The 17,076-nt window shown below is 47.0% G+C and carries 10 protein-coding genes; 6 read left to right on the top strand and 4 right to left on the bottom strand.

The window, feature by feature from the left end; all coding sequences use genetic code 11:
• Positions 1-243: 243 nt before the first annotated feature.
• The 3 genes from GWO68_RS14965 to dinB all read right to left on the bottom strand — a co-directional run bounded on the left by GWO68_RS14965 (position 244) and on the right by dinB (position 5,932).
• A complete protein-coding gene (locus GWO68_RS14965) occupies positions 244-1,305 on the bottom strand; it encodes a PA0069 family radical SAM protein (RefSeq protein WP_162347278.1) in 1,062 nt (353 codons plus the stop codon).
• Between the two features lie 207 nt (positions 1,306-1,512).
• A complete protein-coding gene (locus GWO68_RS14960; RefSeq protein ID WP_162347277.1) occupies positions 1,513-4,008 on the bottom strand; it encodes a zinc-dependent metalloprotease in 2,496 nt (831 codons plus the stop codon).
• A gap of 841 nt (positions 4,009-4,849) precedes the next feature.
• Positions 4,850-5,932, bottom strand: a complete 1,083-nt coding sequence (gene dinB / locus GWO68_RS14955) for a DNA polymerase IV (protein WP_262887503.1) — start codon at positions 5,930-5,932, stop codon at positions 4,850-4,852.
• 255 nt (positions 5,933-6,187) lie between these two features.
• Between dinB and GWO68_RS14950 the strand changes: the two genes are divergently transcribed.
• From GWO68_RS14950 to GWO68_RS14940, 3 genes are all read left to right on the top strand, one after another.
• Positions 6,188-10,063 (top strand): Ig-like domain-containing protein, encoded by a 3,876-nt coding sequence (locus tag GWO68_RS14950; protein WP_162347276.1) that lies wholly within the window; start codon positions 6,188-6,190, stop codon positions 10,061-10,063.
• 407 nt (positions 10,064-10,470) lie between these two features.
• The gene (locus tag GWO68_RS14945) at positions 10,471-12,849 is read left to right on the top strand and encodes a TonB-dependent receptor (RefSeq protein ID WP_317164531.1); all 2,379 of its coding nucleotides are present in this window, start codon (positions 10,471-10,473) and stop codon (positions 12,847-12,849) included.
• A gap of 108 nt (positions 12,850-12,957) precedes the next feature.
• Positions 12,958-14,148 (top strand): PepSY-associated TM helix domain-containing protein, encoded by a 1,191-nt coding sequence (locus GWO68_RS14940; RefSeq protein WP_162347274.1) that lies wholly within the window; start codon positions 12,958-12,960, stop codon positions 14,146-14,148.
• Between the two features lie 6 nt (positions 14,149-14,154).
• Here GWO68_RS14940 and GWO68_RS17980 read toward each other — a convergent pair whose 3' ends face one another.
• Positions 14,155-14,283 (bottom strand): hypothetical protein, encoded by a 129-nt coding sequence (locus GWO68_RS17980; protein WP_262887502.1) that lies wholly within the window; start codon positions 14,281-14,283, stop codon positions 14,155-14,157.
• Between the two features lie 24 nt (positions 14,284-14,307).
• Between GWO68_RS17980 and GWO68_RS14935 the strand changes: the two genes are divergently transcribed.
• The 3 genes from GWO68_RS14935 (at position 14,308) to GWO68_RS14925 (ending at position 17,035) form a co-directional block, all read left to right on the top strand.
• Positions 14,308-15,144, top strand: a complete 837-nt coding sequence (locus GWO68_RS14935) for an oxidoreductase (protein ID WP_162347273.1) — start codon at positions 14,308-14,310, stop codon at positions 15,142-15,144.
• A gap of 138 nt (positions 15,145-15,282) precedes the next feature.
• Positions 15,283-15,981 (top strand): type 1 glutamine amidotransferase domain-containing protein, encoded by a 699-nt coding sequence (locus tag GWO68_RS14930; RefSeq protein WP_162347272.1) that lies wholly within the window; start codon positions 15,283-15,285, stop codon positions 15,979-15,981.
• Between the two features lie 181 nt (positions 15,982-16,162).
• The gene (locus tag GWO68_RS14925; protein WP_162347271.1) at positions 16,163-17,035 is read left to right on the top strand and encodes a pirin family protein; all 873 of its coding nucleotides are present in this window, start codon (positions 16,163-16,165) and stop codon (positions 17,033-17,035) included.
• The last annotated feature ends 41 nt before the right edge of the window (positions 17,036-17,076 follow it).

The raw sequence follows: 17,076 nt of genomic DNA, 5'->3' as shown, positions 1-17,076 counted from the left end.
AACTGTCCCCTTGAGGGGACTATAGGGGTATTAAACAGTAGCTATAGAACTATAGTTGAAGGTATAGCAACAGCAGAAAAACTCCCCTCCTTAGACAAGGAGGGGTTGGGGTGGTTGGATTTCGGCCACTATGAAACTATAAACATCCTCATGAGAGCTGCTCACGCTACGAAGTCTAAGAAATCCTGCTAATCTAACTTAATCCTGAAAATCCTGATTCAGACAGAATTCACTCAATCAAAATTAAAACAACCCTAACTGCTTGCCTTTACTTGTACAGAAATGACTATAGTTGTAAGGTTTTATACTTCGGCCTGCCATGTATTTTTGTTTACTCATCTTAAAAAGCTTGGCTATCGTTTCAGCAAATTTGCCTTCGCCGCTCATACGGGTACCAAAACGGCTGTCATTTACCTGGCCACCATGGCAGTCTGCAATCTGGCTTAGTACTTTTTGGGCGCGGTCAGGAAAGGTCTGCGTGATCCAGTCTTCGAAAATTGGTCCTATTTCCCCGTTCAGGCGAACAATAGTGTAAGCCGCATTTTTAGCGCCGGCTTCAGCAGCCTGTTTAATGATCTGCGGAATCTCAGAATCGTTCAGGCCCGGAATGACTGGTGCTACCATAACATTTACGGGTAAACCTGCTGCGCTCAATTGCCTCACCACATCCAGGCGTTTGGAACCAGTGGCTGTGCGAGGCTCAAATTTCTGGCGCAGTTTTTCATCCAGTGTCGTAATGCTGATATTCACGTGTACCAGGTCCAGTTTGTTAAGTTCAGTAAGTAAATCCAGGTCACGGAGGATCAAGGCATTCTTGGTAATGATACTGACCGGGTGTTTATACTTCAGTAAAATTTCAAGTATCCGGCGTGTGATCTTCTTTTTAGCTTCGATGGGTTGGTAACAGTCGGTGTTGCCGGCCAGCATAATGGGCATTACCTGCCAGTTTTTACTTTCGAGTTGCTTGATCAACAGCTCAGGTGCATTTTCTTTAACGATGATCTTGCGTTCAAAATCCAGGCCTGCACCATAGCCCCAATACTGGTGCGAGTTACGGGCATAGCAATACACGCAACCATGCTCACAGCCCTGGTACGGATTAAGCGAGTAGCCCATTCCCAGGTCCGGGCTGTCTATTTTGTTAACTATAGTTTTGGGGTGCGTAGGCAGGAACTCGGTTTTGGAATCTGAAAGCATCGGCTCGTCTAACCCTTCAATATGCTCGGCAACATACGCCTGTTTCAGGTATTTATTGGCAGGATTGTACTGCGCTCCACGTCCTCTCAGAAAATCTTCTGCTTTCATTTTGCTAATATAAATAGAAAAACTAAATAAATTAGTAATTGGTTGTAAGGGATGTCTACTAAATAGTGATCTGGATGACTATGTGTTGAATATCAATATTTTATAAATGCTGGGGGAAGGAATTTACACGATTTGTTATAGGATAAGAAACAAAAAAGCACCGGCTCAGATGAGCCGGTGCTTTGTAACTATAGCTAAAATATAAAATTAGCTTTTCGGATTCAGGATGTTGTCGATGCGAACCAAGGCATCCTGCAGGTGGTATTTCGTCATGGTATCGCTGGTCTTGGCAAGCGAGGCCTTGATCTGGCCACGCAATGTGCTCAGTTCACCACGCACCATCGGACGAATATCAGACTGCGCAACGTTTACAGGCGTGCCGCCTCTGCCAAAGCGGGCAGCTGCAGTTTGTTCCTGGTCTTTCATCAGCAACTCCATACGCTCTAAATAGCCGCGCTGCAGGTTACGACGGTAAATATCGATAGACTTACCAGTCGAAACTTCTGACCATAAACCTTTGCGCAAGTCAGCCATCATTTCAGGTAAAGTATAGGCTTTGCTACCCAATGTGGCCTGTGCCTCTAACAGGCGAGCCATACGGCCCGGCTCCAGCAGGTTGTTTACAATGCTCACCTGTGCGTTACGAATGCGGTCTACGGTACCAGCCGACTCAAATTTACGGATGATCGTTTCGTCCAGCATCCAGGTTGGTGTAGAAAGACCCTGCTCGTTCAGGAACTGCATGGCGCGCTTTTGCTTCTCTTTCGCTACCGGCTCATACACGTTTCCTTTCTGACCATAGGTTTTATAGTTCTCATACACACCACCTACGTTAGCTGTAACATGGCCCATGTAGCGGTTCCACTGGCCTAATACCTGGCCATACATTTCCTGCAGGTCAGCATAGTCCTTGTTTTCCTGTGCTGTCCATGTAATCAGGTTTGGCATAATACGCTTCAGGTTGGCTATACCATAGGTACTTGCAAGCATGGCATCGTCACCTAAGTCTTCTGTCTGCGAAGATGGGTCGATGGTGTTGCCTTGCTGACGACCGAAACGGTAATTCGGATCATTTTCATGCTGTCTGATCCAGGCATTCAGTTTTTCGGAGTTGTCTCTGCCGTTAGTTTCCGGGAAGTACGTATAACCCCACTTTACCGAATACTTGTCATAGGTACCGATGCCTGGCATCAGGGCAACGCCTTTATCTTCGGGCTGCGCGATGTAGTTGAAACGGGCATAATCCATGATAGACGGAGCAGTGCCGTACTTTTTAGTAAACTCAGCATCACGCAGTTTCTCTACCGGGTAAGCAGCGCTTGATCCCATGTTGTGCGGCAAGCCAAGTGTGTGGCCAACTTCGTGAGATGATACGAAACGGATCAGTTCGCCCATTACTTCGTCGCTGAACTGTACTTTGCGGGCTTCCGGGTTAATGGCAGCTGTTTGTATAAAGTACCAGTTACGCAATAGGTTCATCACGTTATGGTACCAGCCAATGTGACTTTCCAGGATCTCGCCGGAACGTGGGTCGTGTACGTTCGGGCCGTACGCATTCTGTACATCCGAAGAGAAATAACGGATTACAGAGTAACGCGCATCCTCAGTGCTGAATTCCGGATCTTCTTCCGGGGTTGGAGCATCTTTAGCGATGATCGCATTTTTGAAACCGGCAGCCTCAAATGCTTTCTGCCAGTCTTCCACACCCAGTTTCAGGTATTTTCTCCATTTCATCGGAGTGGCTGGGTCTATGTAATACACGATCGGCTTTACAGGCTCTACCAGTTCGCCGCGGGCATAAGCTTCTTTGTCTTTCGGCTCCAGCCTCCAGCGCACAATGTAACGGCGGGCGGCAGCACGCTGCTCGTCAGTACCATAGTCTGTCTGCGAAATAGTGAAGAAACCTACACGCTGATCGAATTTACGGGCTGCCATCGGCTTTTTAGGCAACAATACCATCGAGTGGTTCAGCTCTAACGAGATCGTTCCGGTGCTTGAGTTTGATGGCGCATTGGTTGCCTCATACGTCATTAAAGAGCGTGCCTCAATGTTGGTCGGGAAGCTTTTGATGCTCTCTACAAACGAACGTTTATCATCCAGGCGTCTTACTTTATAGGTATCGCGGTTACGTTGGTCCAGGCCCAGTGCAGGTACATCTTTCGAGAAGAAATCGGTTACCTCTACAACAGACGCAGCACCATTAAATGCTTTGATATCAAACGCCTGGATAACAGGAGCCAGGTTAGAGTTCTGTACCGAATGGTAGATCTCCAGGGTATCGGCAGCTACGTTCTCGTAAGAAATAACGCGCAGCAAAATGCGGTTGCCTTTCTTTTCCCAGCGCAGCATCTGTGTGTTCAGCTCCTCGCCACCGTAACCAATGTTGGTTGCAGTTTTGGCAATACGGCTTACCATCAGCATGTCGCGGCCTAAAAGCGTATCCGGAATCTCGTAATAATACTTGTCATCCTGGCGATGCACTTTAAAAAGGCCTTCGTCGGTAACAGCTTTGTCGGTAATTACCTGGCTGTATGGCTTTGGCAGACCATCGTCTTTTTTAGGAGCCTGTGCAGGGGTAGCTGCCGGAACTTCCTGTTTTTCTTTTTTCTTTTTCTTACTCTTCTGGGCAAAAGCCGGCGGTGCTATAGTTGCACCAGCTAACAATAATGCCACTAAAGGAGCAAAACGTAAATTTTTACTCATAAAATTTGAAATAGGTTGGTTAGATTAGTTTGTAGCTCAGGGGCTGTGTTTCTTAAAGGTCGGAATACACTCAAAGAAGGGCAGAAGTCCTGTGGCTGTTGTTAAGACTGATGGCAGGCCTGATGGTTTAATTGCTCAAATTTTATAGTTGGTTTGAACTATAATTTTTGTGATGGATAGTTTGAAGAGAGTAACATCGCCATAGTTACAGTTTTGCTAATCCGGTACAGACCTGGTAGTGCGCGCAGCTCCTGCTAGTGCCTGATACCCAATAGTATCTTTCTTGTCATTTCGACGTCAGGAGAAATCTGTATCAGCTTTTAGTTAACTATAGGTACATCTTGAGACAAGCTATACTTTCAAACTTCCTATGATCCTGGAAGCTTTACTTACCTATAGTTTCAATTGAGCTTTGGTGCCCTCACGGCCGGGAGGCCCCGTCTTTGGGCATCGCGCTGCTTTCGCTTCCTTTGCTCGTTCCTCGCAATGCCTGACGGCACCGGAACCTCTCGAGGCGCTCAACCCAAAGACTGCGATCTTTCTGCTATTGACCGTACATCTATAGTTTAAACTTGCTTGCTTCGACATTGATCATGGTTATAGTTCTGTAGGGACAGGTCGCGACCTGTCCGTGGATAGGCTTTAACTATAGAACTATTGTTTAAAAATTGGTAAGGCAGAAATTTCCCTCTCGTCAGGAGTAGGGGTGGGTTAAAACGCTTTCAGATTTCTCCTTACGTCGAAATGACAACAGAGAGCTTAAACTATAGTCTTTCAAATATACCTCCGAGCGCCTTGTGTCAATAAATGCAAACCTGAATTTCAAGCCTAATTAAAGCAGCTAAAACTCCAATGTAAACTGGTAGCCTTCCTGCAGGCGGTCGTGTTGGTAAAGGAGCGAACTGACGGAGATGCCCAGCAGCCGTACCGGGTATAATGGCAACTGCGGTGTGCGTAACAGGTCGCGGGCAACCGTAAAAATAGCGTCTTCGGAGCTAAATTCGCTCAGGAAAGTTTTGCTGCGGGTATTCAGGGTAAAATCGAAATATTTGATCTTGAGCGTAACGGTGCGGGCAGTGGCTTTCAGGCGTTCCATGTCATGGGCTACTTCTTTGGCTAAATGCTCCAGTTGCTCCAGCATGGCTTCTTCTTCAGACAGGTCAGTTTCAAATGTGCGTTCAGAACCTATGGATTTCCGGATGCGGTGTGGCTGTACGTCGCGGTCGTCCTGAGCGCGGGCAATGCGGTAGTAGTAATGCCCTGTTTTTCCAAAATTCCGAACCAGTTCTTCCTCAGAGCGCTCCCGCAGATCGGCCCCGGTCAGGATGCCCATTCGTTGCATTTTGGCTGCCGTTACTTTTCCGATGCCATGAAATTTACCAATATCCAGGCTGGCAACCAGTTCTTCGGCTTTATCCGGGGTGATGAGTGTATAACCGTTCGGCTTGTTCATGTCCGAAGCGATCTTGGCCAGGAATTTATTGTACGATATGCCCGCCGACGCCGTAAGCCCGGTTTCCTCAAAAATGCGCTGCCGTATCTGGTTGGCAATAATGGTGGCAGAGGGCATCCCGATCTTATTTTCAGTCACGTCCAGGTACGCCTCATCCAGCGAAAGCGGCTCTACCAGGTCTGTATAGGCAAAAAAGATTTCTCTTATCTGCCTGCTAACGGCACTATAAACATCAAACCGGGCTTTTACAAAAATGAGGTGCGGGCAACGCTGGGCTGCAATTTTAGAAGCCAGCGCCGAGTGTACGCCATACTTCCGGGCCTCATAACTTGCTGCAGCTACCACGCCTCTTGCCCTGGAGCCACCAACAGCCACGGGTTTACCACGCAGTTCCGGGTTATCACGCTGCTCCACCGACGCAAAAAAAGCGTCCATATCAATGTGAATGATCTTGCGGATGGGCTGGCTCAAAGTATTACAGATAGGCTACAAATTTAACAATAACCGGAGTATAATCCTGCAACTATAGCAGGGTTTTGCAGCCACTGAAACAATACTCAATACTAGGTAAATATTGATTTTATATAACTAATATAATAAAAAAAAGTATTATATAAAGTATAGTTGAATTAGTACTATATATGTCCGTCCACGATGCTAAATCTTCGTAAGCAGGCTGCAGATACCTGATTATCTTGAATTTATACTTGTCACAAATCCAAAGCTATGAAACAACCTCTACCAAAAGCTTATCCCACCATTTACAACTCCCTATTTTCGCAAACGGCCAGGCCTGTTTTGTTGCTATTGCTATGCTTTGCCATAAGTTTAGGTACTGCCCGGGCACAGCTAACCAAAGTATGGGAAGTACCGGATATTGCCTATAGCGCAGCCGAAAATACTGGTTTTGTGCAGCAGAAGGTAGATCCAGCGGGAAACCTGGTATTGCTCGGGAGCAATCTGGCGCTCTTTAAATATGATGCAACCGGCAAGCAACTCTGGAGTGCCCAGCATAAAAGCAGTCCGGATATCAATTACCTGTATTCTGATGGTTTGTGGTTAGATAAATCAGGCAATATTTTCGTGTTGGGGCGTTCGGGTACAGCACCGGATGTGTATGAGGATATTTTGCTGAAGTACGGCCCGGCAGGTAATTTACTATGGAGTAAGGCGTTTACCAACACCCCCGGAAATATGGTGAATGTAGAAACCCTGGCCCTGGATGCTGAAGGCAATGTGTACCTGACCGGTAATATGAACGATGCCGGCATTACAGTAATGGCTACCCAAAAGCTTTCGGGTGCGGGAACCGTGCTATGGACCACGCAAGAGCCTGGTTTAAGAAACGGAGAAGTAATTGAAGTTGATAACAAAGGAGGCGTATTTGTACTTACCTCGTCTTTAGAAGTTGTACTTGGTAGCGCCACCATCCTGTTTTATAAATACGATGCAACCACTGGTGCAAAACAACTGCAAAAATCTTTCAGTACACCCCGTGTGCCAGGCTATAACGAAACTCCTGAAAAGTTGCTGATCACGAAAGCCGGGGAGATATATGCTATAGTTGGTACCTCCAGTGGATCGAGTGGGGTGCTGAAGGTTTTCCTGCACAAATTAGCTGCCGATGGCACCCTGCTTTATAAAAACCAGATAGGGCAAACAGATGCAGCAGTTTTTTACGATGCGGTTTTTACAGCGAACGAGGAACTGCTTTTTTTGTGCCGGGAACAGAAATACCGTACCACCTGGGACCACTTTATGACAAAAGTGGATGCGAACGGGCAGCACCTGTGGCTCCATAAATTTAACGTGTACGAAGCCGACAACATGGTCCGGTATTTTGCACCTGCACCTATGGGTATGGCTATGAATGCGGACGGAACTATAGCTATAGCGGGTAGCTATTCATATTTTAAAATTCCGCCTTTTTCTGCATCTACTGTCTATACTGAGTATCCTAAATATATAGTGGCCACTTTTACGAAAGATGGTACCGAAACCTGGCGACAACTACAGAACCAATTCTCGCTTCGGGATGGCCGGGCAGGTATAAGCTATATCGATAATAAGAGCCTTTACGTGGTCGTTAACCCTGCCGAAAGTGCCGGTGCCTTCTCAACCAGAAACCTGACTGTCATGAAATTTCAGGATTGCGCTGGCTTTACAGCAAATGCCGGCACTGACAAAACAATATGTGCCGGTGGCAACGCGCAACTGCAGGCAACAGGTGGCACAAACTATAGTTGGTCACCTTCCGCGGGGTTATCGGCTACAAACATTGCCAACCCGGTAGCTTCTCCAAGCCAAACTACCACCTATACTGTAACCGTTACCAATGCCGAGGGCTGCACCGCTACCGACCAGGTAGTGGTAACCGTTAACCCAATGCCTGCTGTAACTATAGCCGCTGGCAGCGCAACCACTTTCTGCGCTGGGGGCTCTGTTATTCTGACGGCCACTTCGGGTACAAACTATAGTTACCAATGGCTTAAAAACGGTGCACCAATTGCACAGGCAACTACTAAAACCTATACCGCTACCACTTCCGGAGACTTTACTGTTATAGTTAAGGCCGCAGGAGGTTGCGAAGTAACAGCTTCCCCGGTAAAAGTTGTTGTTACACCGGGCGTTACGGCATCTGCGGGCACCGATAAGGAGATTTGCGCAGGAAGTAATGTGCAATTAGGGGCAAGCGGGGGCACAACGTATGCCTGGTCTCCGGCTACTGGTTTATCTGCTACCAACATTGCTAACCCGGTTGCAAGTCCTGCAAGCACTACCACCTATACTGTTACGGTAAGCAACGCCAGCGGCTGTTCCTCTACCGACCAGGTTACCGTTAAAGTTACGGCAAGCCCTGCGGTAACTATAACTCCGGCCGGACCAACTACATTCTGCGAAGGCGGTTCGCTGGTTTTAAATGCTTCACAAGGCACAGGCTATACATACCAGTGGTATAACAACGGCAACCCGATAAACCAGGCAACCGGCAGTAGTTTTACCACCTTTGCAGGAGGCGAATTTTCTGTAAAAGTTACCATGGGAAGCGGCTGTACGGCTACTTCATCACCGGTAAAAGTAACTGAAAACAAAGCGGCTACGGTGGTGGCAGGTACCGCGCAACAGGTTTGTGTGAATGCAGCCGCCTTTACGCTATCAGGTTTCAGCCCGGCGGGAGGCACCTGGTCGGGACCGGGTGTGAGTGCCAATGGCAAGTTTAACCCAGCCACAGCCGGAACCGGAACACATACTTTAACTTACAAAGTAACACAGAACTCCTGCGAAGCCAGCGCCACCAAAACTATAACCGTTACTTCAGGCGTAGCCGCACCAGGCACCATCACCGGAAACGCTACTACCTGCGCGGGCACCACTAACCTGACCTATAGTATAAACGCCGTGACTAATGCGCAGAACTATACCTGGACTGTGCCGGCAGGCTATACCATTACAGACGGGCAGGGCACAACCAGCATAAAAGTAACAACTGGCAGTACCTCCGGTACTATAACAGTTAAAGCTGCCAACGATTGTGGCGAATCTGCTGCAGCAACTATAGCTGTTAATATTACAGCCCAGCCGGTTGCAACTATAACTTTACAGGGGGCTTCGGCATTTTGTGAGGGAGAGGCTGCGCTGTTAAAAGCACCTGCGGGCGCAAACTATAGTTACCAGTGGCTCCGCAACGGAACTACCATTTCGGGGGCTACCGCAGCAGACTATAGCGCAACCACTTCTGGTAACTATACAGTTCAGGTAAGTAATGGTAATTGCTCCAGAACGTCATCTCAGGTAAGTATATCAGTAACGCCAACTATCCGGAATAATGCGATTGCATCAGGTAACCTGTCTGTATGTAGCGGCAAGGCAGGGGTTGAGTTGCAGGCAGGCGTGCCAACTGGCGGGGCTGGTACTTATACTTACCAATGGGAGCAAAGCACCGATGGCACAAGCTATACGAACATACCGGGCGCTACTTCTCAGAACTATACGCCTGCCGGCCTTACAGCTACAACCTGGTTCCGGAGAAAAGTAACTTCCGGGGGATGCAGCCACACCAGCGCTTCAGTAAAACTAACCTTAGCAGAGGCACCAGTTGTTAGCCTTTCGGCCTTTACTAAAATGTGTACCGGCGATGCTGCTATGACCTTAAGCGGCGGACTACCTGCCGGCGGTACCTATGCCGGGCCAGGCGTTACAAACGGTATATTTAATGCTGCAACTGCCGGAGCAGGCACGCATATCATAACCTATACTTACACCGATGCAAGTGGCTGTGCTGCAACTGCCTCGCAAACTATAGTAGTAGAAACTGAGTGTGCCGTAACAGGCGTAGAAGATGATGAGCCGCCACACAAATTCGAGTATTTCCCGAACCCGGCCAAAGACAAACTGAACATAGCAGTAACCTTACCGGAATGGACTGACTTGACCATACAACTGATAGATGCCCGCGGCCGCATTGTACTTCAGAAAAACTATACCATGCAGGTAGGTACATTTGCTGCAACTATACTGTTAGAACAAAAAGCACGTGGCCTGTACTTCCTGAGAGTTACGACAAAAGAGGGCAGCTACCATCGTAAAGTTCTGCTATGGTAACTATAGGTTTTGATCTTAATGAACAGTAATAGGTAAATCATTATCTGAAAATCTGAGAATACAGTTTACTGCAAAAGCCAGCCTTAATTATAAGGCTGGCTTTTGTTTTAACTTTCGTTCTCAGACTTAGAGCTATAGTTTTTAGGCACATATTTCTTATCTGATGTTGCTTTCCACCTGTGTCTGGTATGTTACCGTTCTTGGTGAATTAATTTAAATACAAATAAGATGTTGATAATCAACGGTATAAACATTTGATGTTATTTTTATTTGGAATAAATCTAAATAGTTAGTTGTTTTGCCTCACTATTTAAAATTAGTCTAAATAAACTAAAGCATTATATATGAACCGGAGCTATATTTACCTAGTACTATTAAGTTGTGTCTTGCTGTTGTTAGCTGTACCAGTGCTTGCTGATACAGTCGGGAAAACTGGAAACATAAAAGGAACAGTTAAGACCAACGACGGCCAACCGGCCTCATTTGTAACTATAGCTTTACCTGAAATTAACAGGGGCACCATAACCGCAGAAGACGGTAGTTTTACGATCAGCGGCATTAAACCAGGTACATATACCTTGCGTTGCTCAGCAGTTGGCCTGGAAGCACGCGAAACGCCCGTAACGGTAGAAATTGACAAAACCACCCGCATCGATTTTACCCTGAACGAAAGTGCTGCCCAACTATCCGAAGTAGTGGTAACTGGCGACAGAAGTATAAACCGTAAGCCTGTAACAGCCGGTAAAATCAACATTAACCCTATTGATCTGCCGCAAAGTATAGCTATAGTTGGCAGCGAGGTGATTGCCAGCCAGCAGGCATCCAAACTAAGCGATGTGATCAAGAACGTGAACGGCGTATCGATGGGAACCACGCGAGGAACTACTTCAGAAACATTTTTTGCCCGTGGCTATAACCTGGGAGCCAACAACATCATGAAAAATGGGGCACGCGCTAACTCAGCAGTAATTCCGGAAGCCAGCACCCTGGAAAAAGTAGAAGTTTTAAAAGGAAGCGCAGCCTTACTATATGGCAACGTAAGCAGCGGCGCTGTAATAAACATGGTAACCAAGCAGCCTAAGTTCGAATATGGTGGCGAAGTATCGATGCGCGTGGGCAGCTATAGTTTATACAAACCAACTGCCGATTTCTATGGCCCGCTAACGAAAAACCTTGCTTTCAGGGTAATCGGGACGGCTGAAACTGCCGAGAGTTACCGCAACAGTGTAGAGTCGAAGCGCTTTTATGTAAACCCGTCGCTACTTTATAAACTGGGAGCCAAAACCGAGATCTTAGTACAGGGCGATTACCTGATGCACGACTTTACACCTGACTTTGGTATTGGTACGCTGGGTGGCAAAACGATTTCAAAAGACATATCACGGTCAGCTTTCTTTAACACGCCATGGGCTTATAACGAGGTAGAACAGACCACCACATCGGCAACTATAAACCATACTTTTAACGACGCCTGGAAACTGAATGCAGTTGGTTCGTACCAGGCCTTCGATCGCGACTATTTCTCTACTGAGCGTATACAGGCACTGGAAAACGGCGACTGGTACCGCAAACTAACCCGCTCTAAAATTGGCGAAGACTATTATACCGGCCAGGTAAACCTGAACGGCGATTTTAAGACCGGAACTATACGGCACCAGCTGTTGGTAGGCGTTGATGCGGAGCAGTATATGAACACCAGCCATACATTTAAAATAGCGTTAGATAAAAGTGGCGTTTATGATACTATTAACATCCTGAACCCAGCAAAGTATACGCCCCGCACCGACGAGCCGGCAACCACGTTACTTACCCGCACCGAAGCGCCTACTTACCGTGTCGGATTTTATGCCCAGAATTTGGTAAGCCTTTCTGAGAAATTAAAAGTGCTGGCTGGTTTGCGCTGGTCGGTGCAGAAAGTGCCGGTAGCCGATGTGTATGACTTTACAACGGATGTTAAGGCCCCTGCTGCCAATACAAAAACCAAGTACGACAGAGCATTTTCGCCACGTGTAGGCCTTGTTTACCAGCCGGTTGCCTATATTTCCCTGTTCACCAGTTACTCTAATAACTTTGCCCCAAACACGGGTAAAGATATCAGCGGCGAAAACCTGGCACCTTCCATTATCGATCAGTATGAAGCGGGTATAAAAACAGACCTGTTCCAGGACAAGGTATCGGCAAACGTTACGCTTTACAGAATTAAGAACAACAACCTGGCGCAGATGGCCCAGTTCCTGGCAGATGGTTCGGCAAACAGCGATGCAACTATAAAAGAACTGACCGGCGAAACAACCAGCGACGGCGTAGAAGTAGACCTGAACGGAACCCTGGAAAATGGCTTTAGTTTCTGGGGTGGCTATAGTTACAACTTTATGCGCTATACCAAAACGTCTGGTAAAAACGGCAGCTACATTGAAGGCGAACGACTTGTAAGCAACCCGGCCCATACCGCCAACGGCTCGGTTTTTTATACCTTTCAGAACACCGCGCTTAAAGGTTTAAAACTAGGCATATCCGGTTTCTATACCGGCAAGCGCAACGCAGGCTGGAACAAAAACTATGTGGTTGATAAAGATACCGGTGCCAGAACTATAAACGATCGCTTATTCTCGGTTAGCGGTTTCACTACGTTTGATGTATCAGCGGGCTATACCTACAAAAAACTGTCGCTGCTGGGTAAACTGTCGAACATCACAAACGAGCTGAATTATTATGTGCACGAGAACTATAGTGTTAACCCGATTCCGCCACGCCAGTTTGTAACTACTGTCGCTTATAAATTCTAGTTTATAGTTACTTTTGTTTGTATATATACCAACAGGTGCGGCACGTAAATATGCAGCACCTGTTCATTTAAAAAGCCTATACCTACACTAAAACACAATACCTGCCACATGAAGAATTTTTTCCGAAACATACACCTGTATTTAAGCCTTGCCTGTGGTTTGGTGATAGCTGTGGTGTGTTTTACAGGAGCCGCACTTGTTTTTGAAAAAGAGCTGCAGCAAACTATATACCCGGAGCGCTACAAAGTAGAAGCCGGGCAAAACAGAGTGCCGCTGGAGCAACTGGTAGCCGAACTGAAACGCAACGTACCCGGAGCAAAAGTAAATTCCGTAAAAGTATACGCCGACCCAACCCGCAGTGTAGAGCTTAGCTATAGTTTAGGCGAGGATAAACCAAAAACGGAAGCCAAGAAAGAGGAAGGCGGCAAAGGAAAAGGGGAAAAAGGTAAAGGGGGCGGCAGCCAGGCATTTATGAACCCCTACACTGGCAAGCTGATCAGTTTGTACACGCACCGCAACTCTTTTTTCTTTACTATGTTTGCGTTGCACCGCTGGTTATTAGTTGATGATCCGGGTAAGCTGATCGTGGGCATATCAACCAGTATGTTCCTGTTCATCATCCTGACAGGGATTGTACTTTGGTGGCCTAAAAAAATGAAAGCCCTGAAGCAACGCCTTACCTTAAAACTGAACGGCGGCTGGAAACGCATTAACCACGACCTGCACATTGTGGTCGGTTTTTACACGGCTATTTTCCTGTTCGTGTTCGCTTTTACGGGCCTGGCCTGGTCTTTTGAGTGGTTTAACGATGCCATTTATACCGTAACCGGTACCGAAAACAAGCGCCCGGAGCCTCCACTTTCTACCGTACAACCAAATGCTGACCCTATAACTTTTGATAAAGCCTACGCTGTGGCGCAGGCCGAACTGCCAAACGGGGAGTTTTATACTTTGGGCACAGCCAAAGATTCAGCCGAGGCTATAACGATAACTGCCATGCCAAAAGATGCTGCTCACGAGCGGGCGTCTAACCAGATCTACCTGGACCAGTACAGCGGCGTAAAAATAGGGCAGAACTTTTTTGCAGAGCGTAACTTAGGTCAGCGGGTACGGGCTACTTTTTACCCGGTCCATGTGGGGTCTATTGCAGGTTTACCCGGCCGTATTATTGCATTTATATCGTGCCTGGCAGGTTTTACATTCCCCATAACAGGCATTATTCTCTGGATAAACCGCCTGAATAAGAACAAAAAGAAGAACCGGAAACTGAAGCGAAACACATCTGCAGAACTTGTGTAAGTATAGTTAAACCAACTGCAGCAGCGCCCCTGCCGGATTTGTCTGGCAGGGGCGCTGCTTTTTACTGGTAAATACAGAAAGCGGTAGTAAAAATATACCGGTTACACCTATAGTTGCCGTATACCTATACTTCACGAATTTTATTGTAAAACAATAGCTATGGCAGAACGGGTTTGGTTTATAACTGGTGTATCAGTTGGGTTTGGCAGAACACTGGCCGAAGAAGTTGCCCGAAACGGCGATAAAGTAATTGGCACGGTGCGGCAACATGGGCAGTTAGCGGAGTTTAATGCTATTTCGCCGGGCAATACTTTTGCTTATTTAATGGATGTAACTAACCCTGACGGGGTAAAATCAACTATAGAAGCGGCGTACAACCATTTCGGACGGCTGGATGTGCTGGTAAACAATGCAGGATTCGGGTTTCTGGGTGCTGTGGAGGAAGCTACTATAAAAGATTTCAGGGAGGTAATGGAAACCAACTTTTTTGGTGCATTGCAGGTTACGCAGGCGGTGCTGCCATACATGCGCAAGCAGGGGAGTGGCCGTATCATCCAGATGTCGTCGGTGGCTGGTTTCCGGAGTACACAGGGTTTTGGCGTGTATAATGCCAGCAAGTTTGCCCTGGAGGGTGTAAGCGAAGCACTAGCGCAGGAAGTGGCACCGCTGGGTATTAAAGTTACCATTGTAGAGCCTGGGCCGTTCCGTACAAATTTTGCCGGCTCCAGTATAAAAAGTGCTAAACTGGAGCTCCCGGAATATGATTCAACGGCTCGTGCCTTCAAAAATAATATACTGGGTTATGCCGGACAGCAGGAAGGCGATCCTCAAAAAGCAGCCCAGGTTATTTGGCAGGTAGTTAATACAGATAACCCGCCGTTGCGGTTGCCATTGGGCACCACTGCTTTTACAGCCGTAAAAAACAAACTACAGCAGGTAGCGCAGGATCTGGAAAACTGGGAAACTATAGCTGCAAACACCTCTTACGTAAGCTGACCTACACCTGAAAGCACAACTACAATACAAGCAAAAACTATAGTTGTGATCACTTTTCGCTGATCAGATACATACATAACTATAAAACCGAGGGTAAGTAAAAAATATCCGTGTAAACTATAACCTTAATTATAAGCTATGAAAGTATTATTTGTGCTCACATCACATGACAAACTGGGCGACACCGGCAAAAAGACTGGTTTCTGGGTAGAAGAATTTGCTGCCCCATACTATACATTGGCCGACGAGGGCGTAAAGATAGACCTGGCATCGCCAAAAGGTGGGCAGCCACCGATAGACCCCAAAAGCACCGAACCAGATGCACAGACTCCCGCTACCCGGCGTTTTTATGAAGACGAAGACCTGCAGCACAAACTATCGCGCACCAAAAAGCTAAGCGATGTGCGCGCCGAAGACTACGATGCCGTTTTTTATCCGGGAGGGCACGGCCCGCTCTGGGACCTTGCCACCGACAAAGAATCTATAAAGCTGATTGAGGATTTTGTAAAATTGCAGAAACCTGTTGCAGCTGTTTGCCATGCGCCGGCTGTGCTAACCGGTGTAAAAACAGCTTCCGGGGAACCGCTTGTGAAAGGCAAAAAAGTAGCAGGGTTTACCAACTCCGAAGAAGATGCTGTGCAGCTGACGGATATTGTTCCGTTTCTGGTAGAAGATAAGCTGAAGGAACTGGGCGGTAACTATAGCAAAGGAGGCGACTGGCAGCCACACGTAGTTACCGACGGACTTTTAATTACAGGTCAGAACCCGGCCTCGTCAGAGCCTGCCGCCGAAGAATTGCTCAAAATCCTTAAAAAGCAAAATGTCAGCGCTTCTTAAAACCAGTTCGTATACTATAGCATCAGTGTAGCGAAAACCCCGCCAGGCTTACCTATAGCCTGGCGGGGTTTTGCTTTTAAGATAACTGTAAAACTGTTGGCATGTAAGGTAAAACCATCGAAACTATAAACAAATTGCGTAGTTTTATGTACCTACATTAGTTAAGCTTTAACCTGATTTTATGAGAACGATCAAAAAGATACACAAAGCCGTTTATGCCCCGATGGATGACCTGGTTACTTACCGTGCCTTGCCAACCCGCGAAGTAGAATATATAGATCCGTTTCTATTTCTGAACCACCATGGGCCGCAGGTGTACAAACCAGGTAACCGCGGTTTACCTTTTGGCCCGCACCCGCACCGGGGTTTCGAGACGCTTACGTTTATACTGGATGGCGATATTATGCACCAGGATACAGGCGGCGGAAAAGATGTGATTGAAGCAGGTGGGGTGCAATGGATGACGGCAGGTTCCGGGCTGATACATGCCGAAGTATCTTCTGATAAGTTTAAAAAAGAAGGAGGCCCGCTGGAGATTCTGCAACTATGGTTTAACCTGCCCTCCAAACTTAAAATGGCTAAACCAACCTACATAGGCCTGCAGAAAGAAGCCATTCCGGTTGTTACAGAAGACGATGGCAAGGTAAAAGTAAACGTGATATCAGGCAATTGGGGAGCTACAAAAGGCCCGATTCCGTCGTTGAGCGATATACACATGGCAAGTATAGAAATACAGGCTGGCGGCAGTTTTGCTACAACTATAGCCTCAGACCGGAATATCTTTTTTTATGTGGTGCGCGGCGCGGTAATCGTAAATGGGCAAAAAGTAGATAAACTTAATTTGGTAGAATTTACAAATGATGGAGAGGAACTGAAAGTAGAAGCACTGGAAAACAGTTATATATTGCTAGGCCACGCACTGCCGTTTAACGAACCTGTAGTATCGCATGGCCCGTTTGTGATGAACACCGAAGAAATGGTAAGGGTTTTCCTGAGTACAGCATTTGAAGGTGGCCGACACCAGAACAGAGTAAACAAGATTGCCGACTGCTAAGCAGCGGCAATTATTGTTTTAGCTCATAAATGTTAGGCTGT

It is taken from the genome of Pontibacter fetidus, assembly GCF_010119545.1.
Classification (GTDB): domain Bacteria; phylum Bacteroidota; class Bacteroidia; order Cytophagales; family Hymenobacteraceae; genus Pontibacter; species Pontibacter fetidus.
This window is presented reverse-complemented; position numbering and strand designations above follow the sequence as displayed.